Origin of the sequence: Nocardiopsis sp. Huas11 (assembly GCF_003634495.1) — a bacterium.
In the GTDB taxonomy this organism is placed as follows: domain Bacteria; phylum Actinomycetota; class Actinomycetes; order Streptosporangiales; family Streptosporangiaceae; genus Nocardiopsis.
Map to the genome: position 1 here is coordinate 3,023,168 of NZ_RBKY01000001.1, position 25,647 is coordinate 3,048,814.

19 protein-coding genes are annotated in these 25,647 nt (G+C 72.8%); 13 read left to right on the forward strand and 6 right to left on the reverse strand.

Annotated elements, in window-relative coordinates; all coding sequences use genetic code 11:
- Positions 1-33 precede the first annotated feature (33 nt).
- The 5 genes from DFP74_RS13655 to DFP74_RS13675 all read left to right on the forward strand — a co-directional run bounded on the left by DFP74_RS13655 (position 34) and on the right by DFP74_RS13675 (position 8,610).
- Positions 34-3,819, forward strand: coding sequence for a biotin carboxylase N-terminal domain-containing protein (locus DFP74_RS13655; RefSeq protein WP_121182046.1), 3,786 nt, complete (start codon positions 34-36; stop codon positions 3,817-3,819).
- Positions 3,819-5,534 carry an allophanate hydrolase gene (gene atzF, locus DFP74_RS13660; RefSeq protein WP_121182047.1) on the forward strand — a complete coding sequence of 572 codons (1,716 nt, stop codon included), beginning with the start codon at positions 3,819-3,821 and terminating at the stop codon, positions 5,532-5,534. The genes DFP74_RS13655 and atzF overlap by 1 nt, the downstream gene beginning before the upstream one ends.
- 332 nt (positions 5,535-5,866) lie before the next feature.
- Positions 5,867-6,451: a dihydrofolate reductase family protein gene (locus tag DFP74_RS13665; protein WP_121182048.1), complete on the forward strand. Its 585-nt coding sequence runs from the start codon at positions 5,867-5,869 to the stop codon at positions 6,449-6,451.
- Between the two features lie 217 nt (positions 6,452-6,668).
- Positions 6,669-7,562 (forward strand): helix-turn-helix transcriptional regulator, encoded by an 894-nt coding sequence (locus DFP74_RS13670; RefSeq protein WP_121182049.1) that lies wholly within the window; start codon positions 6,669-6,671, stop codon positions 7,560-7,562.
- A gap of 61 nt (positions 7,563-7,623) precedes the next feature.
- Positions 7,624-8,610 (forward strand): aldo/keto reductase, encoded by a 987-nt coding sequence (locus DFP74_RS13675; RefSeq protein ID WP_121182050.1) that lies wholly within the window; start codon positions 7,624-7,626, stop codon positions 8,608-8,610.
- Positions 8,611-8,708: 98 nt separating this feature from the next.
- Here DFP74_RS13675 and DFP74_RS13680 read toward each other — a convergent pair whose 3' ends face one another.
- A complete protein-coding gene (locus DFP74_RS13680) occupies positions 8,709-9,350 on the reverse strand; it encodes a TetR/AcrR family transcriptional regulator (protein ID WP_121182051.1) in 642 nt (213 codons plus the stop codon).
- Between the two features lie 50 nt (positions 9,351-9,400).
- On the opposite strand from DFP74_RS13680, the gene DFP74_RS13685 reads away from it, so the two are divergent.
- On the forward strand, positions 9,401-9,976 hold the full coding sequence (locus DFP74_RS13685) for a GNAT family N-acetyltransferase (RefSeq protein WP_121182052.1): 576 nt from the start codon (positions 9,401-9,403) through the stop codon (positions 9,974-9,976).
- A gap of 93 nt (positions 9,977-10,069) precedes the next feature.
- Positions 10,070-10,891 carry an alpha/beta fold hydrolase gene (locus DFP74_RS13690; protein WP_121182053.1) on the forward strand — a complete coding sequence of 274 codons (822 nt, stop codon included), beginning with the start codon at positions 10,070-10,072 and terminating at the stop codon, positions 10,889-10,891.
- A 120-nt stretch (positions 10,892-11,011) separates the two neighbouring features.
- Here the strand turns inward: DFP74_RS13690 and DFP74_RS13695 are convergent, their stop codons facing one another.
- Together DFP74_RS13695 and DFP74_RS13700 are read right to left on the reverse strand one after the other, a co-directional pair.
- Positions 11,012-12,220: an MFS transporter gene (locus tag DFP74_RS13695; RefSeq protein ID WP_121182054.1), complete on the reverse strand. Its 1,209-nt coding sequence runs from the start codon at positions 12,218-12,220 to the stop codon at positions 11,012-11,014.
- A 136-nt stretch (positions 12,221-12,356) separates the two neighbouring features.
- Positions 12,357-12,809 (reverse strand): carboxymuconolactone decarboxylase family protein, encoded by a 453-nt coding sequence (locus tag DFP74_RS13700; protein ID WP_199725637.1) that lies wholly within the window; start codon positions 12,807-12,809, stop codon positions 12,357-12,359.
- Positions 12,810-12,856: 47 nt separating this feature from the next.
- Here DFP74_RS13700 and DFP74_RS13705 point away from each other — a divergent pair, with 47 nt between their 5' ends.
- Positions 12,857-14,365 carry a PLP-dependent aminotransferase family protein gene (locus DFP74_RS13705; protein WP_370013371.1) on the forward strand — a complete coding sequence of 503 codons (1,509 nt, stop codon included), beginning with the start codon at positions 12,857-12,859 and terminating at the stop codon, positions 14,363-14,365.
- Between the two features lie 124 nt (positions 14,366-14,489).
- Here DFP74_RS13705 and nhaA read toward each other — a convergent pair whose 3' ends face one another.
- Positions 14,490-15,776 carry a Na+/H+ antiporter NhaA gene (gene nhaA / locus DFP74_RS13710; protein ID WP_121182057.1) on the reverse strand — a complete coding sequence of 429 codons (1,287 nt, stop codon included), beginning with the start codon at positions 15,774-15,776 and terminating at the stop codon, positions 14,490-14,492.
- 941 nt (positions 15,777-16,717) lie between these two features.
- Between nhaA and DFP74_RS13715 the strand changes: the two genes are divergently transcribed.
- Positions 16,718-17,596, forward strand: a complete 879-nt coding sequence (locus DFP74_RS13715) for an alpha/beta fold hydrolase (protein ID WP_121182058.1) — start codon at positions 16,718-16,720, stop codon at positions 17,594-17,596.
- An 80-nt stretch (positions 17,597-17,676) separates the two neighbouring features.
- Positions 17,677-19,512 (forward strand): hypothetical protein, encoded by a 1,836-nt coding sequence (locus tag DFP74_RS13720; protein ID WP_121182059.1) that lies wholly within the window; start codon positions 17,677-17,679, stop codon positions 19,510-19,512.
- 442 nt (positions 19,513-19,954) lie between these two features.
- On the opposite strand, the gene DFP74_RS13730 is transcribed toward DFP74_RS13720, so the two are convergent.
- Positions 19,955-20,836 (reverse strand): aminoglycoside phosphotransferase family protein, encoded by an 882-nt coding sequence (locus tag DFP74_RS13730; protein WP_121182060.1) that lies wholly within the window; start codon positions 20,834-20,836, stop codon positions 19,955-19,957.
- A gap of 364 nt (positions 20,837-21,200) precedes the next feature.
- Between DFP74_RS13730 and DFP74_RS13735 the strand changes: the two genes are divergently transcribed.
- The 3 genes from DFP74_RS13735 to DFP74_RS13750 all read left to right on the forward strand — a co-directional run bounded on the left by DFP74_RS13735 (position 21,201) and on the right by DFP74_RS13750 (position 24,195).
- Positions 21,201-21,515: a hypothetical protein gene (locus tag DFP74_RS13735; protein WP_121182061.1), complete on the forward strand. Its 315-nt coding sequence runs from the start codon at positions 21,201-21,203 to the stop codon at positions 21,513-21,515.
- Positions 21,516-21,811: 296 nt separating this feature from the next.
- The gene (locus tag DFP74_RS13740; protein ID WP_199725638.1) at positions 21,812-22,768 is read left to right on the forward strand and encodes an acyl-CoA desaturase; all 957 of its coding nucleotides are present in this window, start codon (positions 21,812-21,814) and stop codon (positions 22,766-22,768) included.
- 410 nt (positions 22,769-23,178) lie between these two features.
- Positions 23,179-24,195, forward strand: coding sequence for a HEAT repeat domain-containing protein (locus DFP74_RS13750; RefSeq protein WP_121182064.1), 1,017 nt, complete (start codon positions 23,179-23,181; stop codon positions 24,193-24,195).
- A gap of 122 nt (positions 24,196-24,317) precedes the next feature.
- Here the strand turns inward: DFP74_RS13750 and DFP74_RS13755 are convergent, their stop codons facing one another.
- Positions 24,318-25,646 carry an NtaA/DmoA family FMN-dependent monooxygenase gene (locus DFP74_RS13755; protein WP_233571336.1) on the reverse strand — a complete coding sequence of 443 codons (1,329 nt, stop codon included), beginning with the start codon at positions 25,644-25,646 and terminating at the stop codon, positions 24,318-24,320.
- Between the last annotated feature and the right edge of the window lies 1 nt (position 25,647).

A 25,647-nucleotide genomic window follows, 5' to 3' on the forward strand; every position in this document is an offset into this window, starting at 1 on the left:
GGGGCTTCGACCTGGGACACAAGGAGAGCCAGCGTGTTCGACACCGTGCTCGTCGCCAACCGCGGCGAGATCGCCTGCCGCATCATCCGTTCCGCCCGCGAGCTCGGCCTGCGCACCGTCGCGGTCTACTCCGACGCCGACGCGGGCGCGCCGCACACCCGGCTCGCCGACGAGGCGGTCCGGCTCGGCCCCGCGCCGGCCGCCGAGAGCTACCTCGACATCGAACGCGTGCTCGCCGCGGCCGCCGCCGCAGGGGCGGGCGCGGTCCACCCCGGCTACGGCTTCCTGTCCGAGAGCGCGGCCTTCGCCCGCGCGGTCGAGGACGCCGGAATGGTGTTCGTCGGGCCCGAGCCCCGCCACCTGGAGCAGTTCGGCGACAAGCACACCGCGCGCAAGGCCGCCGCGGCGGCCGGGCTGCCCATGGTCCCCGGCAGCGAGACCCTGCCGGACGCCGACGCGGCCGTGGCCGCGGCCGCGGCGATCGGCTATCCCGTGATCCTCAAGTCGACCTCCGGCGGTGGCGGGATCGGGCTGCGCGCCTGCGCGGACCCGGAGGAGCTGCGCGCCGCCTTCGACCAGGTCAGCCGGATGGCGCAGACCCACTTCGGCGGAGGCGGCGTGTTCGTCGAGCGCTTCGTCTCCCGGGCCCGCCACGTGGAGGTCCAGGTCTTCGGCGACGGCCGGGGCGGAGTGGTCACCGTCGGCGACCGGGACTGCTCCCTCCAGCGCCGCAACCAGAAGGTCGTGGAGGAGGCGCCCGCCCCCGGCCTGCCCGACGCACTGCGCGCCGAGCTCCACCGCACCGCCCGCGAACTCTGCGCCGGTGTGTCCTACCGCAGCGCCGGCACGGTGGAGTTCGTCTTCGACGCCGACCGCGGCGAGGCCTCGTTCCTGGAGGTCAACACCCGTTTGCAGGTCGAGCACCCGGTGACGGAGGAGGTCGCCGGGATCGACCTGGTCGCCTGGATGCTGCGCCTGGCCCGCGGCGAGGACGTCCTGGCCGACGTGCCCCCGGAGGGGCCCGCGCTCACCGGCCACGCAGTCGAGGCCCGCGTGTACGCCGAGGACCCGGCCCACGACTTCCGTCCCAGCTCCGGGCTGCTCACCCGGGTGGAGTTCCCCGCCGACGCGCGCGTCGACGCCTGGGTGGAGACCGGCCAGCGCGTCACCAGCGACTACGACCCCATGCTGGCCAAGGTGATCGTGCGCGGTGAGAACCGCGACGACGCCCTCGACCGGCTCGGCCGCGCCCTGGCCGGGGTCCGGGTGGACGGGGTGCAGACCAACCTGGGGATGCTGCGCGCCCTGACCGCGCACGAGGACGTCCGCGTGCTCACCCACACGACCGCGACCTGCGCCGGCGTCGGTGACCCGGAGCCGCGCGTGGAGGTGGAGCGCGCCGGGACGCTCACCACCGTCCAGGACTGGCCCGGGCGCACCGGCTACTGGCAGGTGGGCGTGCCGCCGTCGGGCGCCATGGACGACCTGTCCCTGCGCCTGGGCAACCGGGCCCTGGGCAACCCCGAGGGAGCGCCCGGCCTGGAGTGCACCATGGAGGGGCCCGCGCTGCGGTTCTCCGCCGCCATGACGGTGTGCGTCACCGGCGCCCCCGCCGACGTCACCGTGGACGGCGCGGCCGTGTCCCAGTGGGAGCCGGTCGAGGTGCCGGCGGGCGGCCTGCTCGACGTCGGCGCCGCCCACGGTCCGGGCATGCGCACGTACGTGCTGGTGCGCGGCGGCCTGGACGTCCCGGAGTACCTCGGGAGCGCGTCCACGTTCACCGCGGGCGAGTACGGCGGCCACAGCGGTCGGGCTTTGCGCCTGGGCGACGTCCTGCGGCCGGGTTCGGCCCCTCCGGCCGCGACCGCGCCGCGGCCGGTGCCCGAGGAGGACCGGCCCGACTTCGCCGCCCCCGTCGAGGCGGGCGCGGCGGCCCCCTCCCCGTCGCCCACCACCGCCCACCCGTCGCCCACCGCCCACCCGTCGCCTACCACCGCCCACCCGTCGCCTACCACCGCCCACCCGTCGCCCACCACCACCCTCAACGGACGGCCTTCGGCCGCGGCATCCCCCGCTTACGGACGGCCTTCGGCCGCGGCGCACTCCCATTGGGACATCGAGGTGTCCGAGGGGCCGCACGCGGCGCCGGAGTTCCTCACCCGCGAGGGACTGGCCGACTTCTACGCCACCGCCTGGAAGGTGCACCCCCAGTCCGCGCGCAACGGCGTCCGCCTGTCCGGCCCCAAACAGACCTGGGCCCGAGCCGACGGCGGCCAGGCCGGGCTGCACCCCTCCAACGTCCACGACACCGCCTACTCCATCGGCGCGGTCAACCTCTCCGGCGACACCCCCGTGCTCCTCGGCCCGGACGGCCCCAGCCTGGGCGGGTTCGTGTGCCCGGTCACGGTCGTCACCGGCTCCCGGTGGAAGGTCGGCCAGCTCCGGCCCGGCGACACCGTCCGGTTCCACCCGGTCACCGAGGCCGCCGCGGAGAAACTGCACTCGACCCCCACCGCCGCCCCGCTGCTGCGCGGCACCGGGTCCGACGGCGACGACGGCGTGCTCGCCCGGATCCTGGCCGGCGAGGGCACTCCCGAGGTCACCTACCGGCGCAGCGGACACGACAACGTCCTGGTCGAGTACGGCCCGATGGTGCTCGACCTGGGGCTGCGCATGCGCGTGCACGCCCTCATGGCGGCGCTGGACGAGGCGGCGCCCGAGGGCATCGTCGACACCACGCCCGGCGTGCGGTCGCTGCACCTGCACATCGATCCCGACGTCCTGCCGCTGCGCACCCTGCTCGGCCTGCTCCAGGAGATCGAGGCAGGGCTGCCGCCCACCTCCCGGCTGAGCGTGCCCAGCCGGACCCTGCACCTGCCGATGTCCTTCGACGACCCCTCCATCCACGAGGCCATCGCCCGCTACGAGGTCGCGGTGCGCGACGACGCGCCCTGGAACCCCGACAACATCGAGTTCATCCGCCGGATCAACGGCCTGGACTCCGTCGATCAGGTGCGCGACATCGTCTTCGACGCCTCCTACCTGGTCCTGGGCCTGGGCGACGTCTACCTGGGGGCGCCCGCCGCCACCCCGCTCGACCCCCGGCACCGACTGGTCACCACCAAGTACAGCCCCGCCCGCACCTGGACCCCGGAGGCCGGGGTCGGCATCGGCGGCGCCTACCTGTGCGTCTACGGCATGGAGAGCCCCGGCGGCTACCAGCTCATCGGCCGGACGGTGCCGATCTGGTCGGGGCTGCGCCAGTACGGTCCCTTCGAGCCCGGAACCCCGTGGCTGCTGAGGTTCTTCGACCGCATCAGCTGGTACCCCGTCGAGCACGGGGAACTGCTCGACATCCGGGCCGACCTCCTGGCCGGCCGGTACGAACCGGCCATCGGCGAGGGCGAGTTCGTGCTCGCCGACCACGAGCGCTTCCTCGCGGAGAACGCCGCGTCCATCGACGCCTTCCGCGAGCGCCAGGCGGCCGCGTTCGAGACCGAGCGCCGGGCGTGGGAGGCCGCGGGCGAGTTCGACGACAAGCCCGAACCCGAGCCCGTGCCCGACACCGGCGCGCTCGACCTCCCGCCCGGCGCGAGCCTGGTGGAGTCCCCGCTGTCCGCCTCCGTGTGGAAGGTCGACGTGGCGCCGGGCGACACGGTGGAGGAGGGCCAGCCGGTGGTCCGGCTGGAAGCCATGAAGCTGGAGGTCGTGGTCCGCGCGCCCCTCGCGGGTACCGTCACCGACATCCTCGTCGCGCCGGGACAGCACCTCGACCCGGGGCGCGCCCTGGCCGTCATCACGCAAGGAGAGACCGCCTGATGCCCACCCCCACCGACCGCGTCCGGGCCGCGTACCAGCGGATCGCCGACGCCGACCGCCCCGAGGTGTGGATCCACCTGCGCCCGGAGCACGAGCTGGCCGTGGAGGCCAAGACCCTGGAGGGCCGGATCGCCGCCGGGGCGGACCTGCCCCTGGCCGGAGCGCTGGTGGCGGTCAAGGACAACATCGACGTGGCCGGGCTGCCCACCACGGCGGCGTGCCGGGAGTTCGCCTACACCCCCGGCGCCACCGCGACGGCCGTCCAACGGCTCGTGGACGCCGGCGCGCTGGTCCTCGGTAAGACCAACCTCGACCAGTTCGCCACCGGTCTCGTGGGCACGCGCAGTCCCTACGGCGCCGTCCGCAACGCCCTGGACCCGGAACGGATCTCCGGGGGTTCCAGCGCGGGGTCGGCGGTCGCGGTGGCGCTGGGCATCGCCGACATCGGCGTCGGCACCGACACCGCCGGATCGGGCCGGGTGCCGGCGGCCCTGCACGGCATCGTGGGACTCAAGCCCACGGTGGGGCTGGTCCCGGCGACCGGGGTGGTCCCGGCGGCGCGCCCCTACGACTGCGTGACGGTGTTCGCCGCGGACCTGGAGACCGGCCGCCGGGCGCTGGCGGAGATGATCGGACCCGACCCCGAGGACGCCTACAGCCGGACCTTGCCCGCCGACGTGCGGCTGGGCCCGCGCTCCCCGGCGGCGGTGGCCGTGCCCACGGCGGAGGGGCTGGAGCCGCTGAGCGAGGCGGAGCGGGCGGCGTTCCACGCGGCCGCCGACACCCTCCGGGCGGCCGGAGTGCGGACCCTGGAGGTGGACGTGTCGCCGCTGCTGGCGGCGGCCCGCCTGCTGTACGACGGGGCCCTGGTGGCCGAGCGCTACGCCGCCGTGGGGGAGTTCCTGGAGAGCGGCCCGGAGTCGGCGGACCCCACGGTCAGCGGGATCATCGTGCCCGCCGGCGGGCTCCCGGCCCACGCACTGGCCGCCGACCAGCACCGGCTGGCGCGGTACCGGGCCCAGGCGCGCTCCCTGCTCTCCGGGTTCGACGCCCTGCTGCTGCCCACGACGGTCGGACATCCGACGCTGGCGGAGGTCGCGGCCGACCCGGTGGGGGAGAACTCGCGCCTGGGGACGTACACGAACTTCGTGAACCTGTTGGACATGGCGGCCGTGGCGGTGCCCGCGGGCGAGGCGGACGGCCACACGTTCGGGGTCAGCCTCATCGGCGGCGCCTTCGAGGACCAGGTGGTCCTGGATCTGGCGGCGGCCCTGACGGGGGAGGACCCGGGCGAGCCCGTCGCGGAGCAGGGAACGGACGCGGAGCGGGGGGTGCGGCTGGCGGTGTTCGGCGCGCACCTGCGCGGGCAGCCGCTCAACCACCAGCTCACCGGGCTGGGGGCGCGCTTCGAGGAGGCGACGACGACCGCCGCCGACTACCGGATGGTGGCGCTGCCCACCACGCCGCCGAAGCCGGGAGTGCTCCGGGTCGAGCAGGGGGGACGGGCGCTGCGGTGTGAGGTCTGGGCGATCTCGCGGGCGGCGCTGGGCACGTTCCTGGCCCACCTGCCCGCACCGATGATGCTGGGTTCGGTGACGCTGGCCGACGGTCGCACGGTGGTCGGGTTCGGCTGCGAGGCGTCCGCCGCCGAGGGCGCCGAGGACATCACCGGGCACGGCGGCTGGCTGGACTACCTGGAGTCGCGCCAGGGCTGAGCGGAGGAGGCCCGAGGGCCGGGGTCGGGTCCGGGGCCTGGACGCGGCTCCTGCCCCGACGCGTGTCGCCACTGAGGTCGGGAAGGTCCTTGAAGCTCCTGAGGTCTTGGGCTTGCGAGTCGAGGGGTAGGTGGAGAGCGGCCTGCGCCGTCGCGGCCGTGGCCGACCTCCGTGCCGCGTCCGGGGCCGCCGAACGCCGGGACCGTGTCGGGGCCGCTGAACTCCGGGACCGTGTCGGGGCGGCAGGGCACCGGGATCCCTGCGGCGATGAGTTTCGCCGTGGCTCCCGGTCTGTCCATGTACGACCGGACCGCACGCGCGAGGAGAGCGCCATGACCGCGACCTACACCTTCGATGTCTTTTCCAGCCTCGACGGCTTCGGCTCCTACGGCCCCGGCGGCGACTGGGGCGGCTACTGGGGCAAGCAGGGCCCCGAACTGCTCGACCACCGCCACGCCCTGTTCGGCGAGAAGCAGCGGATGGTCTTCGGCGCCAACACGTATCGGATGTTCGCGCAGATGCTTGCCGAGAGCACCGATGAGTCCGAGGTGCGCGACCCGTGGGTCACGCGGATGAGGAACATGCCGGCGACGGTGGTGTCGACGACGCTGGAAGGACGGCTCGACTGGCCGGACGCGACCGTCGTGAGCGGCGACGCCGTCGACGTCGTCGCCCGGCTCAAGGAGGAGTCCGACCTGCCGTTGCGCTCGCACGGCAGCCTGGCGATGAACCGGGCGCTGATGGCGGCCGGCCTGGTCGACCGTTTGCAGGTGACCCTCTTCCCGGTGCTCACCGGCCGGACCGGGACCGACGCGATCTTCCAGGGCGCGGACGACTTCGACCTGGAGCTCATCGAGAGCCGCACGCTCGACGGCCACATCCAGGAGCTCGTCTACCGGCCGGTCCTGCACCGCTGAGTCCGTCCCTGGCTCGGAGCTCCCACCGACCGACGCGCTGACCGATTCCGCCTGTGCTGTCCGGGCGGTTCGGTTCTGGGCAGAGGAGCTTCTGCCGGCGGAGATCGTTGTGCTGCGGCCGCCACGTGATCGGAGCGTCGGCGGGGCCGTCGGCGACGCCTGAGAGGGGTACTCGCAGCGACTCCCATCCGTGCGCACCGGCTCGTAGCGTGGGGGCATGGACAACCGCAGCGAGGTTCGCGACTTCCTGATCTCCCGTCGTGGGAAGGTCACTCCCGAGCAGGTCGGCCTGACCCAGCACGGTGGCAGGCGTCGCGTGCCGGGCCTTCGGCGCGGTGAGGTGGCCGAGCTGGCGGGGGTGTCGGTGGAGTACTACACCCAACTGGAGCGCGGACGCCTGGGTAGCGCGTCCGAGGGCGTGCTGGACGCCCTCGCCCGCGCGCTGCGGTTGGACGAGGCCGAGCGGGCGCACCTGTTCGACCTGGCGAGGGCGGCCAACGCCGGTGCGGCGCTGCGGCGGCGTCCGTCCGTGCGTCAGGTGCGGCCGGGGGTCCAGCGCATCCTCGACGGCCAGCTCTCACCCGCCTGGGTACGCAATGGCCGCAGCGACATCGTGGCGGCCAACGCGCTGGGCCGGGCCCTGCACGCACCCTTGTTCGACGATCCCGTCCGGCCGGTCAACCTCGCGCGGTTCCGGTTCCTGAACCCGCGGGCCGCGGACTTCTACGTGGAGTGGGACCGCACGGGGCGGGACGTCGTGGCGGTGCTGCGATCCGAAGCGGGCCGAAACCCCTACGACCAGGCACTGACCGAACTCATCGGTGAGCTGTCCACCCGCAGCGAGGAGTTCCGCACGCGATGGGCCGCCCACGACGTGCGTCTGCACCGCATGGGGACCAAACGGATGCGCCATCCGGAGGTCGGCGATCTGGACCTGGCCTACGAAGGCTTCGAGTTGCTCTCCGAACCCGGTCTGACGATGTTCGTCTACACCGCCGAACCGGAATCGCCTTCCCAACAGGCGCTCGACCTGCTCGCCAGCTGGGCCGCCACCCCCGACCAGCGGGAGCGGTCCCCCTCCGAGCGGTCGGAGCCGCCCGGCGTGCTCTGACCGGACGCGCCGACCGGACCACCCGAACCGACACCACAGCCCACACATGAGGAGAACACCAGTGATCACACGCACTCTGGGCGACAGCGGCCCGAAGGTCTCCGCGATCGGACTGGGCTGCATGGGACTCACCCACGCCTACGGGCCGCCCGTCGACGAACGGGACGGCACCGACCTCCTCCGCGCCGCCGTCGACCGCGGCGTCACCCTCTTCGACACGGCTCAGGTGTACGGCCCCTTCACCAACGAGGAACTCGTGGGCCGAGCCCTGGCACCCGTGCGCGAGCAGGTCGTCATCGCCACCAAGTTCGGCTTCTCCTTCGACGGCACCCGCTCCAGCGGTCTGGACAGCCGCCCCGAGTCCATCAGGGCGACCGTGGACGACTCGCTGCGCCGGTTGGGCGTGGACGGGATCGACCTGCTGTACCAGCACCGCGTCGACCCCGACGTGCCGATCGAAGACGTCGCCGGCACCGTCAAGGAGCTGATCAGCGAGGGCAAGGTCAGGTACTTCGGCCTGTCCGAGGCCGGTGTGGACACCATCCGGCGCGCCCACGCGGTCCAACCGGTCGCGGCGCTGCAGAGCGAGTACTCGCTCTGGTGGCGCGAGCCCGAGGCGCGAATCCTGCCCGCGCTGGCCGAACTCGGCATCGGGTTCGTCCCCTTCAGCCCGCTGGGTAGGGGCTTCCTGACCGGGGCCATCACCAGCACCACGTCGTTCGGTGAGACGGACCTGCGCAACTCCCTGCCGAGGTTCACCGAGTCGGCCCGTGTCGCCAACCAGGCCCTCGTCGACCTGCTGGCGACCATCGCCGAGCGCAGGGGCGCCACCCACGCGCAGATCGCGCTGGCCTGGCTGCTGGCACAGCACCCGTCCATCGTGCCGATCCCCGGCACGACCAAGGCCCACCGCCTACGGGAGAACGCCGACGCCGTGGACGTGGAGCTCACGCCCGCGGACCTGGCGGAGATCACCGAGGTGGCCGGACGGATCGATGTCCAGGGGGATCGCTACACGGAGGACATGCAGCGGTATATCGACCGCTGACCCGCTGCCGCTGAACCACCGGCTGCCGGACTCTCCGGCCTGCTGAACCGCTGAACCGCTGGCCCGCTGGCCGTGCGCCTTCGTGCCCTGACCGGACGTCAGGACGCGGGCGTGCGGCCAGGGTCCGTGGGGCCGGGGCCTCCGTCGGCCGGGGGCGCGCAGGCCAGCGCGGCCAGGTAGTCGTCGAGCAGCTCGACCTGGTGCTCGGGCGGGAACGCCCGGGGATCGAACAGGGCCTGGACCACCAGGCCGAGGACGAAGGACTGGGCCCCGGCCGCCAGGCGCGCCGGGTCCCCGGCGGGCAGTTCGCCGAGCCGCTGCGCCGTGGCGACCAGCGCGCTCAGCCGTTCCCGGCTGCGGCCGTACCTGCGGGCGTGGTCGCCGCTCAGTTGCGGATCGGCGAGGGCGGCGTCCCAGGAGGAGACCCACACCCGGTTGCCGTCCACGGCCGCGTCCGTGATCGGCAGGATGTCGAGCAGGGCGGCCCGGACGGCGGCCAGCCCCTCCGCGGCGGTGCGCCGGGGGCGGGCGGCGGTGCGCTCTTCGAGCAGGTCGAGGGCGTGTGTGACCAGGTCGCGCTTGGTGGGGAAGTAGTGCGTGAGCAGGCCGGTGGTCGCGTCGAGCTCGGCGGCGACGGCGCGCAGGCTCAGCCCGCCGAAGCCGCGCGCGGCCAGCACCCGCCAGACCGCCTCGGAGACGTCGCGGCGGCGGGCCTCGTGGTCCCCCTTGGTGCGTGGCATGCCACGACGGTACATTGACGTAACACTCGTTATGTGAATGTGGGGCCCTCTTGTTCTCTCTCCCGTTGTCGGACACCGCCGACCTCCGTCCCCTGGAGGTCCGGCACGCCGAGGAGTTCGCCGCGCACATGGACCGGGCGCGCGAGCACATCCGGCCGTGGGTCGGGTCGACGTTCGTTTCCGAGGACCTCGACGGGGCGCGGTCCACCCTGCGCCGGTACGCCGACCGCCAGGCCGCCGACGGCGCCCGCCTCTACGGCATCTGGCTCGACGGCGTGCTGGTCGGCGGCACGCTGTTCGCGAAGTTCGACGTCGGCGCGGGCACCTGCGAGGTCGGCTGCTGGCTGGAGCCGTCCGCCGAGGGCCGCGGTCTGATCACCCGTGCGTGCCGCACGCTGCTGGACTGGGCGTTCGTCGAACGGGGGATGCACCGGGCCGAGTGGCTGTGCCGCGCCGACAACGAACGCAGCGCCGCGGTGGCCGCCCGGCTCGGCATGACCCTGGAGGGTGTGCTGCGCGAGGTCTGGTCCTACGAGGGCAAGCGCTACGACGAGCAGGTCTGGTCGGTCCTGGCCTCCGAATGGCGCAGCGACGGCGCGGAGGCCCAGGAGCCCCGGTCCGCCTAGAACACGCTTCGGCCCACCGTGTCGGCGGCCTGTCACCGGTGTCGGAGACGATGGTGCGGTGAGGCCCATGGGACCGACGGAGAGGAAGAGTCGTTGACGGACTGGAAGCTGGATGAGTCGTTCGAGTCGTCGTCCGGCCGGGTGAGCTGGAACCGGATCGGCAGCGGGGAACCCGTCGTGCTCTGCCACGGGACCCCGTTCTCGTCGTACGTGTGGCGGGCGGTGGCACGGGCCCTCGCGCAGACGCACGAGGTCTACGTCTGGGACATGCCGGGCTACGGGGCCTCGGACAAGTTCGAGGGCCAGGACGTCTCGCTCGCGGCCCAGGGGCGGGTGTTCACCGAACTCCTGGCGCACTGGGGCCTGGACCGGCCCACGGTGTTCGCCCACGACTTCGGCGGTGCGGTCTCGCTGCGCGCCCACCTGCTGCACGGGGTGCCGTACCGGCGGCTGGCCCTGGTGGACGTGGTGGCGCTGCGGCCGTGGGGCTCGCCGTCCTTCCGGCACCTGGGCGAGCACGCCGAGGTGTTCGCCGGGCTCCCCGAGGGCATGCACCGGGCCCTGGTCGAGGAGTACGTGTCCTCGGTGAGTCCGCGCGGCCTGCACCCCGAGGTGCTGCGCGGTGTGGTGGCGCCGTGGACGGGGCCGACCGGGCAGGCCGCCTTCTACCGCCAGATCGCGCAGGCGACGGCGCGGGACACCGACGAGTTCCACGACCGGCTCGGCACCATCGACATGCCGGTGCTCGTGTGCTGGGGCACGGAGGACGGCTGGATCCCGGTCGCCAAGGCGCACGAACTCGGTGCCCTGATCCCGGGCGCCGAGGTCCGGCTCATCGAGGGGGCGGGCCACCTCGTCCAGGAGGACGCCCCCGCCGAGCTCACCGCGGCGCTGGCGGCCTTCGCCCGGTCCTGACCCGGACGCGGTTCCCGGGCCCCCGGTCCGGACGCGGTTCCCGGGCCCCCGGTCCCGCTCGCGTCGTGCCCCGGCCGCTCCGATAGACCGGGACCGCGGCCAGCCCGGCGCGGCCGGGGATCAGACCGCTCCGGCACGCGCGGTCCGCCGCGTGCCGGCGAGAACCGGGAGCACGAGCACGACGAGGCCGCCGCCGATCCACAGGACGCTGGTCGTGCCGATACCGTCGACCGCCAGGCCGCCCACGAGGGCGCCGAGGGCGATGGACAGGTTGAAGGCCGAGACGTACAGCGAGGTGGCGGCCTCCGTCGCGTCCGGAGCGGCGTCGAGGATCCAGGTCTGGAAGGTGACCGGCACGGCCCCGTAGCCCAGGCCCCACAGGACGAGGATCGCGCCGGCCGGTACGGGGCCGCCGTCGGTGAGGGCGAGCAGCACCATGGCCGTGCCGAGGACCACGACGATGCCCAGGACGGTCTGCCGCAGGCGTACGGCGATCAGCGCGCCCGCGACGAAGTTGCCGCAGACGCCGGCGGCCCCGAAGACGAGCAGCAGAATGCCGACCATGCCGGCGTCGACGCCGTCGCCCAGCAGGATCGGCCGTACGAAGGTGTACGCCGCGAAGTGGCCGGTGATGACGAGGAACGTCATGGCGATGCCCACCCGTACCGCGGCGTTGGTCCTGAGGACCTCCGGCAGGGCGGCGAAGGTGATGGTGCGCCTCGGCTCCACCTTCGGCATCAGCAGGACCAGGCAGACCAGGGAGGCCAGGCCGAGGACGCCGACGGCCGCGAAGGCGCCGCGCCAACCGCTCGCGTCGCCCAGCAGGGTGCCCGCGGGCACGCCGAGGACCGAGGCGGTCTCGACGCCGCCGAAGATGACGGCGGTGGCGCGGGCGACATGCCTGCGCGGCACCAGCCGCAGGGCGATGCCTCCGGCCAGGGACCAGAAACCGCCCACGCTCACGCCGATCAGGAACCGCGCGACGAGAACGACCGCGAAGGTCGTCGCGAAGGCCGAGGCGAGGTTGGCCGCACCCACCAGGCCCACCAGCACGATGAGCACCAGCCGCCGGTCCACCCTGCCGGTGGCCACCGTCACCAGAGGCGCCGAGACGGCCGCGACGACACCGGGCACGGTCACCATCAGGCCGACGGTGCCGGGGGAGACGTCCAGGTCGGCGCCGATGGGGGTGAGCAGGCCCACGGGCAGCAGCTCGGAGGTCATCAGGGCGAAGATGCCCAGCGTCACGGCCAGGACGGCGAGCCATCCCCTGACGAGGGAGGGGGCGTTCTCCTCGGGGACGGGCGTGGGCGGGTCGAGTGTGGTCACGACAGGGACCCTTCGGGTGCGTGGGCGGTATGGGGGGCGTGGGGTGTGGGCGGCGCGGGCGCGGGGCCCGGGACGGCGGCCGTGCCAGGCCACCGCCCCGGGCGCGGGGCTCCTGCGGGTGAGAGTGAGGGCGCGGCTACGCCGTGCCGGGGGTCTTGCGGGTCGTGGCGTTCATGCGGTTCCAGGTGTTGACCGTGAAGACCACCGCGATGAGCTGGGCCAGCTCCCGCTCCTCGAAGTGCCTCTCGGCCGCGGCGTACACCTCGTCCGGAACGCCGCCGGGGAGCAGGGTGACCGCCTCGGCGAGTGCGAGCGCGGCCCGCTCTCTCGCGGTGTAGAGGCTCGACTCCCGCCAGACGGCGAGTTGGTGGAGGCGGTCGTCGTCCTCACCGGCCTTGCGGGCGTCGCCGACGTGGTAGTCGACGCAGTACGCGCACCCGTTGATCTGGGAGGCGCGGATCTGCACGAGTTCGAGGACCACGGGGTCGACGCCCTCCCGGGCGGCGGCGTCCAGCGCCAGGACGGCCTTGAGGACCTTGGGGGAGAGCCGGGCGAAGTCCATGCGTTCGGGAATCTGGAAAGTCGTCATACCGATGACGCTAGAAGCCGAAGTGGCCCCGTGTATGGTGCATTTCCGTGACGGATTCATGGGGCACTTCGCCGGAGGCCGACGCGCGACCAGGCACGGAGGCCACCAGAGAACCAGGCAGGGACGCCGCCGAGCCGTCAGGCGCGGGCGCCGAGGGGCCGGGCACGGGCGCCGACCTCCACCTCGAACTCGCGGGGCCGGAGAGTATTCGGACGCGGTTGATGCGCGCGCTGAGGGAGGCGATCGACTCGGGGCGGTTGGCCCCCGAAACCCGGCTCCCCTCCCACCGGGGACTGGCGGCCGATCTCGGCATCGCCCGCAACACCGTCGCCGACGCCTACGCGGAGCTGGTCGAGGAGGGGTGGCTGACGGCTCGTCAGGGCTCGGGGACGCGCGTCGCCCGCCGCGCACGGCCACTGGAGCCGGACGGCCCGCGCCCGCCCGTGCGCCCGGCGCCCCAGCGTCCGGCGCACGACCTCATGCCCAGTTCGCCGGACGCGGCGGCCTTCCCCCGGGCGGCCTGGCTCGCATCGGCCCGCCGTGCCCTGGGGTCCGCGCCGGGCGACGCGTTCGGTGTGGGTGACCCGCGCGGCCGGATCGAGTTGCGAAGGGCCCTGGTGGAGTACCTGGCGCGGGCCCGGGGAGTGCGCACGTCCCCGGACCGGATCATCGTCTGCTCGGGTGTCGCCGACGGGCTGAGCCTGTTGTGCGCGCTGCTGCGCGGCCCCGTGGCGGTGGAGTCCTACGGCCTGGGCTTCCATCGCGACATCATCGCCCGCGCCGGACTCCGCACGCTACCGCTGACGGTCGACGGTCACGGGGCGCGGGTCGAGGAGCTCTCCGGCATCCGGGCGGAAGGCGTGCTTTTGACCCCGGCCCACCAGTTCCCGACCGGCGGTCCGCTGCACCGCGATCGGAGGGCGGCGGTCGTGGACTGGGCGCGGGCGACCGCCGGAGTCCTACTGGAGGACGACTACGACGGCGAGTTCCGCTACGACCGCGAACCGGTCGGCGCCGTGCAGGGGCTGGACCCGGAGCGGGTGGTCTACCTCGGTTCGGTGAGCAAGAGCCTGTCCCCGGCGCTGCGGCTGGGCTGGATGGTCCTGCCCGGATGGCTGGTCGACGGCGTGCTCGGCGTCAAGGGGCCGCGTGAGACACGGTCGGGGGTCGTCGACCAGCTGACGCTCGCCGACTTCATCGCCCGGGGCTCCTACGACCGGCACCTGCGCCGGATGCGCCGCGTCTACCGCCGTCGGCGGGACCGCCTCACGGCCGCGCTCGCCGAGCGCGCCCCGCACGTGCGGGTGAGGGGCATCGCCGCCGGCCTGCACGCTGTCCTCGACCTGCCCGAGGGCACCGAACCGGCCGTGCTGCGCGCCGCCCGGCGCCACGGCCTGGCGCTGGACGGTCTCGGCCCCTACCGGCACCCCGACAGCGGCATGCCGGCGCGCGATGGCCTGGTGATCGGATACGGGACTCCGCCCGAGCACGCGTTCGCCGCCGCTCTGGAGGCCCTGTGCCGGGCCCTGCCAGGTCCGCCGCGGGCCGGAGTGTGACGAGAACGACCCCTTCCACCGTGGTGGAAGGGGCCGTCGTCGTGTCGGGCACCGGCGCGGGGCCGGACCTCAGGAGCCGGGCTTCAGAGGTCGGCTTCAGGAACCGGACCTCAGAGGCCGGTCCTCAGGAGCCCTGACTGGCGTCGGAGGGCGCCGTGGGACCGCGGCCTTCGGCCGCCAGGCGGCGGTAGTACCGGGAACGGCTGCCCAGGATGAAGATGGACAGCAGTGCGGCGATCAGCGACGCGACCAGGACACCGGTCTTGGCGTGCGCCAGATGGTGTTCGGCGCCGACGAAGGACAGCTCGGCGATCAGCAGCGACACGGTGAAGCCGATACCCGCGAGCTGCGACATACCGACGAGGTCGATCCACCTGAGGCTGGGGTTGAGCTCGGCCCGGGTGAGCTTCGTGGTGAGCCACGAACCGCCCACGATGCCGATCACCTTTCCGCCGACGAGGCCGGCGATGATGCCCAGCGCCGCCGTGTCGGTGACGACCTCGCCGAAGCCGTCGAAGACGACGCCGGCGGAGAAGAACGCGAAGATCGGCAGGGCCAGACCGGCGGACCAGGGACGCAGTATCTGCTCCATGCCGTGGCTGGGGTCGTGGTGCTCGCCCTCGTGCTTGGTGGTGCGCATGAGCAGACCCATGGCCACACCGGCGATGGTGGCGTGCACGCCGCTCTCGTGCGTGAGGACCCAGATCACGATCGCCAGCGGCAGGTAGACCAGCCAGTTCGGGATGGGGGACGCGTTGAGCTTGGCCGCCAGACCGCGACCGCGCTGCAGGTAGCCGAAGACGGCCAGCAGGACGGCGGCGATGCCCAGGGCGACGAAGTTGATGTCGGCGGTGTAGAAGACGGCGATGACGATGACGGCGCCGAGGTCGTCGACGATCGCGAGCGTCAGCAGGAAGGTGCGCAGCGCGGGCGGCAGGCCGCGGCCGACGACCGCGAGGATGGCGAGCGCGAAGGCGATGTCCGTCGCCATCGGGATGCCCCAGCCGCCGATGGTCTCGGGGGAGGTGATGTTGATGGCGGCGTAGACGGCGGCGGGTACCACCATGCCGCAGATCGCGGCGACGATCGGCAGCATCGCGCGCCGGGGGTTGCGGAGCTCACCGTGGACGAACTCCTGCTTGAGCTCGTTGCCCACGACGAAGAAGAAGACGGCGAGAAGTCCGTCGGCGGCCCAGGTCTCCAGTGACAGGTTCAGGTGGAGGGACTCCGGGCCGATGCGGAACGAACGCATCGACTCGTAGATCTCACCGAAGGGCGAGTTGATCCACACGAGTGCCAGAACGGCGGCGCCGATGAGGAGGAAGCCCCCCACGGTGTCGCTGCGCAGGGAGTCGGCGAACTTGGCGATGGGGCCCGGATGAGCGGGGTGCTCGATCGGGTCAATGCTCATATGAACTTTCCAGGGCGTGAGACGTCAGGGACCTCGCCGACCAGTCTTCCCGGCACACCTAAGGCGCTCGCGCCTCGCCCATGTTCACGGACACATGGAGAAATGTCCAGTCCAGAGGGCTTGTGTCCCATGCGGGACCCACGCTCGGCGTGGTGTCGTGACCCTGCTGGCGCCGCCGTCACCCAGATGCGATGTTTACCGCTGCGGGTCGGGTGGAAGTTGCGCGTGTTGCCTATGTCAACGGGTGTGATGCAAGGCAACGACTGGTGTCGTAGGAGCGTGTGTGCGCTCATCCGACGGAGAGTGCTTCCAGAGAAAACGGGCAATGCACATCATAAGTCAATGAAACGGTCATCTCGCCTCCGCGAGTGCGCGTGACATGTCTCACTGTCATCTGATTTGCGGCGGTGTGTTTGGGAGTCGGCCCAACCACAAGCCGTCTTCTACCCAGAAAGTTCGGCGTTCATGTTCGGATTCTGGAATTGGGTATCCGGACTACGAAACCTTGGGGTGACCCTGGGCCCCACCCGGCACAGGGGACACCGCCGCCCCGCCGCGCCCGAGCCTCACGAGGCGGAGGCGAGCACCGGGATGCCGGAGTGTCGGGGGTCGGGAGGGGCCCGACGGGGCCCGGCGGGGCCCGGCCGGGTCTCGGTTGAGGGTGGTGGCCGCCCTCTTGTTGTTGGTGCCCCTGGCGGCGATGGTGGGTGACGGGGAGGTGGGTGGGGGCGCGGAGCGTCTCGGTTGAGGGTGGTGGCCGCCCCCTTGTTGTTGGTGCCCCTGGCGGCGATGGTGGGTGACGGGGAGGTGGGTGGGGGCGCGGAGCGTCTCGGTTGAGGGTGGTAGCCGCCCCCTTGTTGTTGGTGCCCCTGGCGGCGATGGTGGGTGACGGGAGGGAGAATGGTCGACACTGGCTTTCCCTACCGGAGACAAGGCTGCTGATGCTCGACTCCCAAGTGCGTGGTGCGCACGTCTACCGCTCGCAGGACGGTGCGCGAGTGGTGCGCGAATGGTGTGAGCGGGAGATCGCCGCCTGTCCGGAGGTCACCGCCCTGCCCTCCCTGGAGACCGAGCTCGGCACGACCCGGGCGTTCCGTGCCCCCGGAGGGAACGGCGACCCCGTGGTCGTGCTCAGCGGCACCAACTTCAACACCGCCACCTCCATCGAGCTGATCCGCGCCCTGGCCGCCGACCGCCCCGTCATCTCCGTCGACCTGCCCGGCCAGCCCGGCCTGAGCTGCGACGTGCGTCCGCGCGGCGCCCGGGTCAAGGCCTACGGCGCCTGGCTCGACGAGGTGCTGCCCCTGCTGACCGATCGTCCCGCCATCGTGCTCGGGCACTCCCTCGGCGCGATGGTCGCCCTGGCGGCCTCTCCGTCGCCACTGGTCGGGGCGCTGGTCCTGGTGTCCCCGGCCGGACTGACGGCGGCGGGCACGACACCCGAACTGCTGCGTGCGGCGCTGCCGTGGATGATCGGACCGCGCGACAGCAAGAGCACCCGGCTTCTCAACGCCATGAGCGGTCGTGCCCACGTCGCCGAGGGCGTGCACCCGCTGGCCCCCTGGATGACGCTCGTCGGGCGCTACTGCCGCACCAGTCTGGCTCCGGCTCCGCTGCCGATGGAGTGCCTGCGCCCCTGGCGCAAGACCCCGATCACCGTCGCCACGGGTTCCGAGGACACGCTGTTCTCGCCCGCTCGGCTGCACGGGCCCGCGTACCGGCTGCTGGGCGCCGAGGTGCACGTCATGGAGGGCTTGGGCCACCTCGGACCGCTGGAGGACCCGGCCCCGGCCGCCGCCCTGCTCCGCGAGCTCGACTGACGGAGCCGCCGCCGACCGGCTCACACTCCGCCAACGTCCACTTCCATCACTTTTGGTAGCCGATAACTACTATGAGTGACATGACGGTGGAGATGTCTTCGATCAGTCGAATGCGCGATCTCGCGCGTTCCATGCGTTCCAGATGGCGGGCGCTCGTGTCCGGGGCGGCCGCGATGGCGCTGGCGGGAACGGCCGCGGTCACGGTCCCCGGTGCCGCGAGCGCCACGCCTGTGGACAGGCCGGACACCGGCTCGCTGACGGTCGTCCTGGCGACCGTTCCCCAAGGCAACGAGGGCGAGGACGTCACCGGGGCGTCTCCGGCGGGCGAGGGCCGGGCGTTCGACGCCGAATCCACGACCGCCGAGATCGGCGGGCTGCCCGGTTCGCGCACCACGACCGGCGACGGGACCGGCTCGGTGCGCTTCGGTCTGGCCTACCCGCGGGGGATCGACACCGCCCCGATCACGGTGCGCGGGGCCGAGTTGTCCGAGGACGGGCTGGTCACCCAGGACGGAGCCAACGCGGTGTGCGCCGACCCCGCGGTGGGCGAGAAGCGCCTGCCTGTCGCCAACACCGACCCCGCCTCCGACTCGAAGGCCGGTGGTGCCGGTTTCACCGTGGAGGTCCCGGCCGGCGCGGCGGTCACCTGCACCGTGTACCAGCGGCAGGAGGCCGCGGACGTGCGGGTCGACCTGCTCTGGGTCGTTGACGGGGAGGAACTCGCGCCCGAGTCTCGGCCGGAGGGGTTCGACGCGCGGTTGACGCTCACGGGCCCCGGTGGCACGGGTGCCGTGATCCAGGACTGGGGTGTGGCCCGCGAGGGTTACGGGGTCGGTGACACCGTGACCGTCGACGTTTCGGCGCTGGTCGGACACGACGGCTATGACGGTGACGACGAGTGCGTGCTCACCGCCGCGCGCCTGACCGGGGCCGGCGGGGAGACGGTAGCCGAGTCGCTGCCCGCCGACGTGACGCTGCCCGAGCCGCGCAGTGCCTACACCGTGGTCAACGAGGTGGTCTGTGGCGACGCGGCATCGGAGGCTTCTGACGTGCCTGAGTCTGGTGCGACGGAGGAACTACTGGAGGCACCCGAGCCGCCGGATGACTCCGGTTCTTCCGAGTCCCCTGAGGGCTACGCGCCCGACGAGTCCCCGGAGTCGGCTGAGACGTCCGAGTCCTCTGAGCCTTCTGAGACGCCGGAGCCGTATGGCCCGGCGAATCCGTCCGACTCGCCCGAGCCCTACACGCCGGACGCATCGCTGCCCTCGTCTTCGCCGGAGCCTTCCGGGGCCCCTGGTACGGACGTGACCGAGGAACCGCAGGAGTCGCCCGAGCCGCCGGAACCTTCCGAGTCGCCTGAGTCCAATGCGACGGACGAGTCTTCGGAGTCGCCTGAGGTTCCGGAGCCCTCCGAGCCCTCCGAGCCCTCCGAGTCACCGGAGTCACCAGGACCCTCCGAGTCGTCTGAGTCCAACGCGCCGAACGCATCGCCGGACGCGCCGGAGCCCTCGGACCCGACCTCTTCCGTGGAGTCGATCGACGAGCTGCCGCCGTCATCGCCCGAACCGCCGTCGCCGTCCGGGCCGGCGCCCGAGCCATTGCCGTCCTCTGAGCCATCGCCGGCCTCCGGGCCGATGCCGCCCCTCGGCCCGGGCGACGGGCCGGACGCACCCGATCGCGGTCAGGGCGGCCTGGGGGCGCCACCGGACCTCGGGACCGGCGGCCACCCCGGCCACTCCGGCCATACCGGTGATTCCGGTCGGGGCGGGGACCGTTCGGAACGGCCGCTTGCTCTGACCGGTCCGTCGATCGGGTTCGCTGTGTCGGGTGCGTTGTTCTTGACCGGTTTGGGGTTGGCGGTGCTGTTGGTGGCGCGGGAGCGTCGGCAGAGCCGTGCCCGTGGTGCTGATTCCTGACCTGGGACCGGTCAGGGTTCGGGTCGGGCGGTCCCGTCGTGATGGGGCCGCCCGACCCGGGGGTCGGCGGACGGGGCCAGGCGTCGGTACGGGCCTCGTCGGTGTCCGCGGACGGGTGCCGCTCCTCGGCGTTGGACGCCCGGCGGGCCAGCGACACCGCGACGATGGACACGACCGTGGTGAACACGAGGTAGCCCGCGACCGGTACCCACGACTCGTCGAACCGGGACAGCAGCCAGGTCGCGATGAGCGGGGCGGTACCGCCCGCGAGCGCCGCGCCGATCTGGTAGCCGGGGGTCACGCCGGTGTAGCGGACCCGGGTGGAGAAGATCTCCGAGCACAGCGTGCCGATGGTCGCGGTGATCGGCGACCACAGCACGCCCAGGCCGATCACGGTGGCCAGGAGCGGCAGGCGCCCGACCGGACGCGCTCGCGTACGGTCTCACGAGCCGAGGGCCTGGGTGAGCGTGTGGTCTCCGATCGCGGCCATGCGGGGGTTGTCGCTGGAGTGGGCCGCGGTCGCCGCGCCCATCACCACCGCCCAGGCCCGGGCGCGGTCCCAGGAGTGCGGGTGGACTTCGGGGAGCGCGGCGCGAAAGGCCGCCCGACCGGGGGCGTCGAAGAGCATCCAGGCCGTGGCGAGGTCGGTGGCCGGGTCCCCGGCGGTGAGGTCGCCGAAGTCCAGCACCGCGGCGAGACCGGGTTCGCCGTCGGAGGTGACCAGCAGATTGGCCGGGTGGAGGTCGCCGTGCACCCACAGCGGCGGACCCGTGTGGGCGGGGGCGTCCGCGAGTCGTTCCCACAGCGCGCGCAGTTCGCGCGCCCGTGGGATGCGGCCGCCGTCCAGGTACTCCATCAACCGGTCGTGGCGCCGGCGCAGGGGGACGGCGCGGACCGGGTTGGCCGGGGCGTCGTCGGGCGCGGGGACGTGCAGACGGTTGACGAAGGCGGCCAGGGGAGCGGCCAGCGGGCGCCGGGAGGCGACGGGCACGTCGGCGGCGACCCGTCCGTCGAACCACGGCGTGACCGACCAGTGCCAGGGGTAGCCGTGGCCGGGACGGCCGACCCGCACCGGTGCGGGGACGGGGACGCCCACGCGTGCGGCGATCGGGCCGAGCCAGCGCTGTTCGTTCCGGACGAGCCGGGCGGCGGCCTCGCGGCGGGGCAGTCGGACGGAGAGGCGGTCGCCGAGCCGGAACAGGGCGTTGTCCCAACCGCTGGCGGCCTCGGTCACGGAAAGAGCGGCCAGATCGGGGTGCTGGTCGTGCAGGAGCGCCGTCACGAGTGCGGGGCTCGTGTCGACCTCGGCGGCGGGCGTGCGCATGTTCCATGATCGCCGACCGGCGCCCGTTCCCGCGCTCGTCCCCGCGCCCGTCGACAGGCGCCCGTTCCGGTGCTCGGTCCCTGGCCCCGGCGCCCGCTTGGGCCCGGGTTTGCGGACCGGCCGGCTCCGCTTTCTTTTTCCGGCCGCCGCACGCGGCGCCGGGTGCGGTTCGCGGTGTGCGCGAGGGTTTGCCCGACGCCCGATCCCCGCCCTGGTCGCGGAGGCGGGGGAGGGCGGGTTTGCGGTTCGCCCCTTAACCCTCCGACGAGAGGTCACATGCTGTACGTACACGGTTTCTCTGGGTTATCTTCACGGCGGAGCCGATCACCTCAGGGGTTCGGTCCGACCGGGAAGGGCCACGAGAGTGCGTCGTCCGACGGCTGCCGCAGCCACGTTCATCACCGCGTCCACCCTCGTCCTGGGCGGTGTCCCCGCCGCCGGCGCGGCGGTGGGCCACCTCGTCTTCCTCGGCGGCTCGGGCACGTCGACCCACGTCGCCTACCCTCCGGCCGGGTGCTACGAGATGCCCGCCGACAGCACGTTCGTCCGCAATCTCACCAACAGCCCCGTCGAACTGCGGTCCGAGCCCTGCGGTGTCGACGGCGCATTCGAGCAGGTGCTGCCGAGCGAGGGCGCCGCCATCGAGCCCGAGACCGTGAGCTACCAGGTCATCTGGTGACCGACACCCCTCGAGGGCGGGGCCCTGCTCCCGGCCCGGCGTTCCCAGAAAGTGACCCGCGGGTAGTCCAGAACCGAACGCCAGAACACAGGGGTGCCTGCACCCCTAAATCGCGGCGTGGTGGTGCCATGGCCCGCATCACACTCCACGCCTAGCGTGGTCGATATACCCGCCAACTACGTCACCAGGGGGAATGGATGCCCAACACGAGCACGGCGCCGTCTTCGGCGCCCCTAGGAGCCAGGCGCGGGAGTGACTTCTCCGAGCTCTCGCGTCGGGTCCAGAAGGCCGGACTGATGGAGCGCACACCCGTGTACTTCGCGGTGCGGCTCTCCCTCATCGCGCTGTCCTTCGTCGGCGTGTGGGTTCTGTTCTTCGCCCTGGGCAACTCCTGGTGGCAGTTGGGCACGGCCGTGGCGATGGCCGCGGTGTTCGGCCAGGTGGGTCTCGTGTCCCACGAGCTCGCCCACCTGCAGATCATGTCCAAACGGGGCCCGAGCGTGGCCCTGGGCCGGATCGTCGGCAACCTCGGCATCGGGCTCGGATACGGGTGGTGGCAGGACAAGCACACCCGCCACCACGCCAACCCGAACCACGAGGAGCTCGACCCCGACGTCCAGCCGGACCTGCTCGTGTGGTCCGAGGACCAGGCCCGCGCCGCCAAGGGGCTTCCCGCCTTCATCGGCCGCTACCAGGCCTTCCTCTTCTACCCGTTCCTGCTGCTGGAGGGCCTCAACCTCCACGTGGGCAGCGTGCGCGCGCTCTTCCGGCGCAGCACCAAGCAGCGCGTCCTGGAGGGCGTGCTCCTGGCGGGCCACTTCGTGCTCTTCCTCGGCGCCGTGTTCACGGTCCTGGACCCGCTCCTGGCGGTCGCGTTCATCGCGGTGCAGCAGGGCCTGTTCGGTGTCTACCTGGGCTGCATCTTCGCGCCCAACCACAAGGGCATGCCCACGCTGAAGAAGGGCGAGAAGCTCGACTTCCTTCGCAAGCAGGTGTTGACCTCCCGCAACGTGCGCGGAAGCTGGTTCACCGACATCGCGCTGGGCGGCCTCAACTACCAGATCGAGCACCACCTGTTCCCCAACATGCCCACCCCGCACCTGGGGCGCGCGCAGGTGATCGTGCGCGAGTACTGCGAGGAGATCGGCGTGCCGTACCACGAGACCGGTTTCGTGCGGTCGCACGTCGAGGCCCTCACGTACATGCACCAGACCGGGGCGCCCCTGCGTGAGCGCCACCGCCAGGCCGCCTAGGCCGTGTTTTTCTGAAGGCTTTCGGGTGAGCTCGCGGTCGTCAGGTCGTCTCTCGCAAGCCGATGTGCGAAGTTCAGCCTGGTGGTGCTGCACGAGCGCAGAGGTGCCGCGAGAGGCGGTCCTGGCGGCCGCGAGCCCGGAATGCTGCAAAAAACACGGCCTAGGCCACGCGGACCGGTACCCGGGCGGCTCGGACCAGCGCTCGCCGCATCGGCCGTCGACGAACAAGGAGCGCCGCGTTCTCGCGGCGCTCCTTTCGTCTGTCACGGGCCCGCGCACGCTGGTCGCATGGAGCGTGACCCGCCGGGCCCGAGGGCCGGACGGCACCGCTACCCTCACGGGGGCGGCCCCGGCCGGCCCGGACGGGTGCTTCCACGGGGTCGGTGACCGTCGACGAACAAGGAGCGCCCGTGGCGGCGGAAGAGGTCTACGACGTCTACGAGGTCTACGACGTCGAGCGCGTCATGGAGCACGGCCCGGGGATCTACGCCGGGACCGACCTGGACGTGCGCGCGGTGGTGGCGCGGATGCCGCGCGAGGTCAAGGAGCGCTTCCACCTCGACCGTGTGCCCTGGCACCGCTTCCCCCACGCCTACGGGGTGGACGACAGTGTGCCGCGGGACCTGTCGGCGCTCCGCTCGGCCGACGGGGCGCAGGCGGACCAAGTCCTCGGCTCACTCTGGAGCACCGTCTGCCACCAGGGCGGGACGTCTCCGTCCGGTGCGCTCGCGGTTCCCTTCCTGCTCCGGGCCGCCGCTGATCCCTCGGCGCACGGCCGGGCGGGCGCGCTGCGGCTGGTCGCCGAGCTGGCGAGACCCGAGCACTACGGTGACGGCACCCGCACGGGCCTCCTGCGGAGTACGGAGACCCGGGGGCTGTGGGACAACAACGGCTACCCCGTGAGCTGGTCCGTCGAGGCGGCACAGGACGCCGTCGCCGCCGACGCCGCCATCCTCCTCGCCCTCCTCGACTGCTCCGTCCCCGACATCCGGGCTCTGGCCTGCTATGCGCTGGCCCCCGCCTCCGGTGAAGTCGGCCGGATCTCCGCCGCGCTGCACGACCGGTTCCGAGCCGAGGAGGATCCATCGGTCCGGGCGAGCCTGGTCCTGGCGATCGGTCAACTGGCCCTCGAACGCGGGGACGGGCAGGCGGTCGCGTGGACCCGCGGGCTGTGGTCGGCCCCGGAGCGGCCCGACGAGGTCCGGGTGAGCGCGGCGCTGGCGTGGTCGTGCCTGGTGGACGTCCCGGTTCCCGAGGAGCTGCGGACCGTCCTCGACGACATCGTCACCGACGACCTGGTCCGGCTGATGGCGGCGGTCCCGTGGATGCGGGTGGTCGACGACCACGGCGCCGGGCTGACCCGTTGCGTGGCGCGGATGCTCGGTCCCGACGCGCGTCCGGCGGCCGCCGCCGACCCGTTCGCCTGACCAGGGGCCCGTCCGTCCCGGTCCGGAACGCTCTGAAGGTGAGGGGCGGCCGTCGTGCCGCGCGGAGTGTGACCGCCGGGACCGGAGGACGGGCCGGCCCGGCGGCCGATCGGGGGGAGGGGTCAGGATTCCAGGAGGTTCTCCCGCAGGGTGGCACCCTCGTAGCCGGGAGCCACGGCGCCGCGTCGGCGCAGCTCGGGGACCAGCAGGTGCACCACGTCCAGCAGCGACGACGGCATCGACATCGGGTTGCAGATCATGAACCCGCCGCGGGAGCCGGTCTCCGCGAACTGCTTCTCCAGCTCGTCGGCGACCGTGGCGGCCGTACCGGCGATCGTCTGGTCGTAGCCGGTGGCGAACCGCCAGCCCTCCTCGAAGAACTCCGTCCGGTCCATCTCGGCGTCCTCGCCCCGCTGGGCGATCAGCCGTTGCAGGAAACCCGACTGCGTCGCCTGGGCCGCCTTGATCGCCTCCGCGACCTCCACCAGCGCGAACCGCGCGGGCAGGGTCGAGAAGTCGAACCCGTGGTTGTGCGACAGGTAGGCGCCCACGGCCTCCGGCGGCAGGGTCCCGATCATCCGCTCCTTCTTGGCCCTGGCCTCGTCCTCGGTCTCGCCCAGTACCACCTGGACCGCCCACAGGATGCCGACGTCCTCGGGCGCGCGGCCCGCCGCGACCAGCGCCTCGTCCAGCCGGGCCCGGTGGGAGACCTGCGAGGGCAGGTGCCCGCCCAGCCCGAACACCACGTCGGCGAAGGCCGCCGAGGCCGCGATGCCCCGGGGGGAGGCGCCCGCCTGCACCAGCACCGGCCGCCCCTGCGGGCTGGGGACCGCCGGCAGCGGGCCGGCCACCCGGAAGTGCGTGCCTTCGTGGTCGAGGCGGTGCACCTTCGCCGGATCGGCGAACACGCCCGTGTCCCGGTCCGCGATGATCGCGTCCGGCTCGACCGAGTCCCACAGCCGCCGGCAGACCTCGACGAACTCCTCCATGCGCTCATAGCGCGCGCCGTGGTCCATCAGGCCGTCGTGGCCGTAGTTGGCCGCGTCCGCCAGCCGACCCGAGGCGACCACGTTGAACGCGATCCGGCCCGCCGTCACGTGGTCCAGCGAGTTCAGCAGCCGTGCCACGTAGAACGGGTGCATGTAGGTGGAGGAGTAGGTGAGACCGAACCCGATCCGGCTGGTGGCCTGCGCCATCGCCGCCACGAACGGGCTCATGTCCTGGCGCGGCCACTGCACGCCGTGCCGGACCGCCGCGTCCATCGAGGACTCCCAGGTGTCCGGGATCCCCGTGCCGTCCCCGAAGAACAGCATGTCGATCCCGCCGCGCTCGGCCGCGATCGCCAGCTCCGTGAACATGCGCACGTCGGGGTAGGCGGCGCCCACCCACGAGCCCGGTGCGGACCAGCCGCCCTCGGTGTGGGTGAAGGACAGATCGAACGCCAGCTTCATC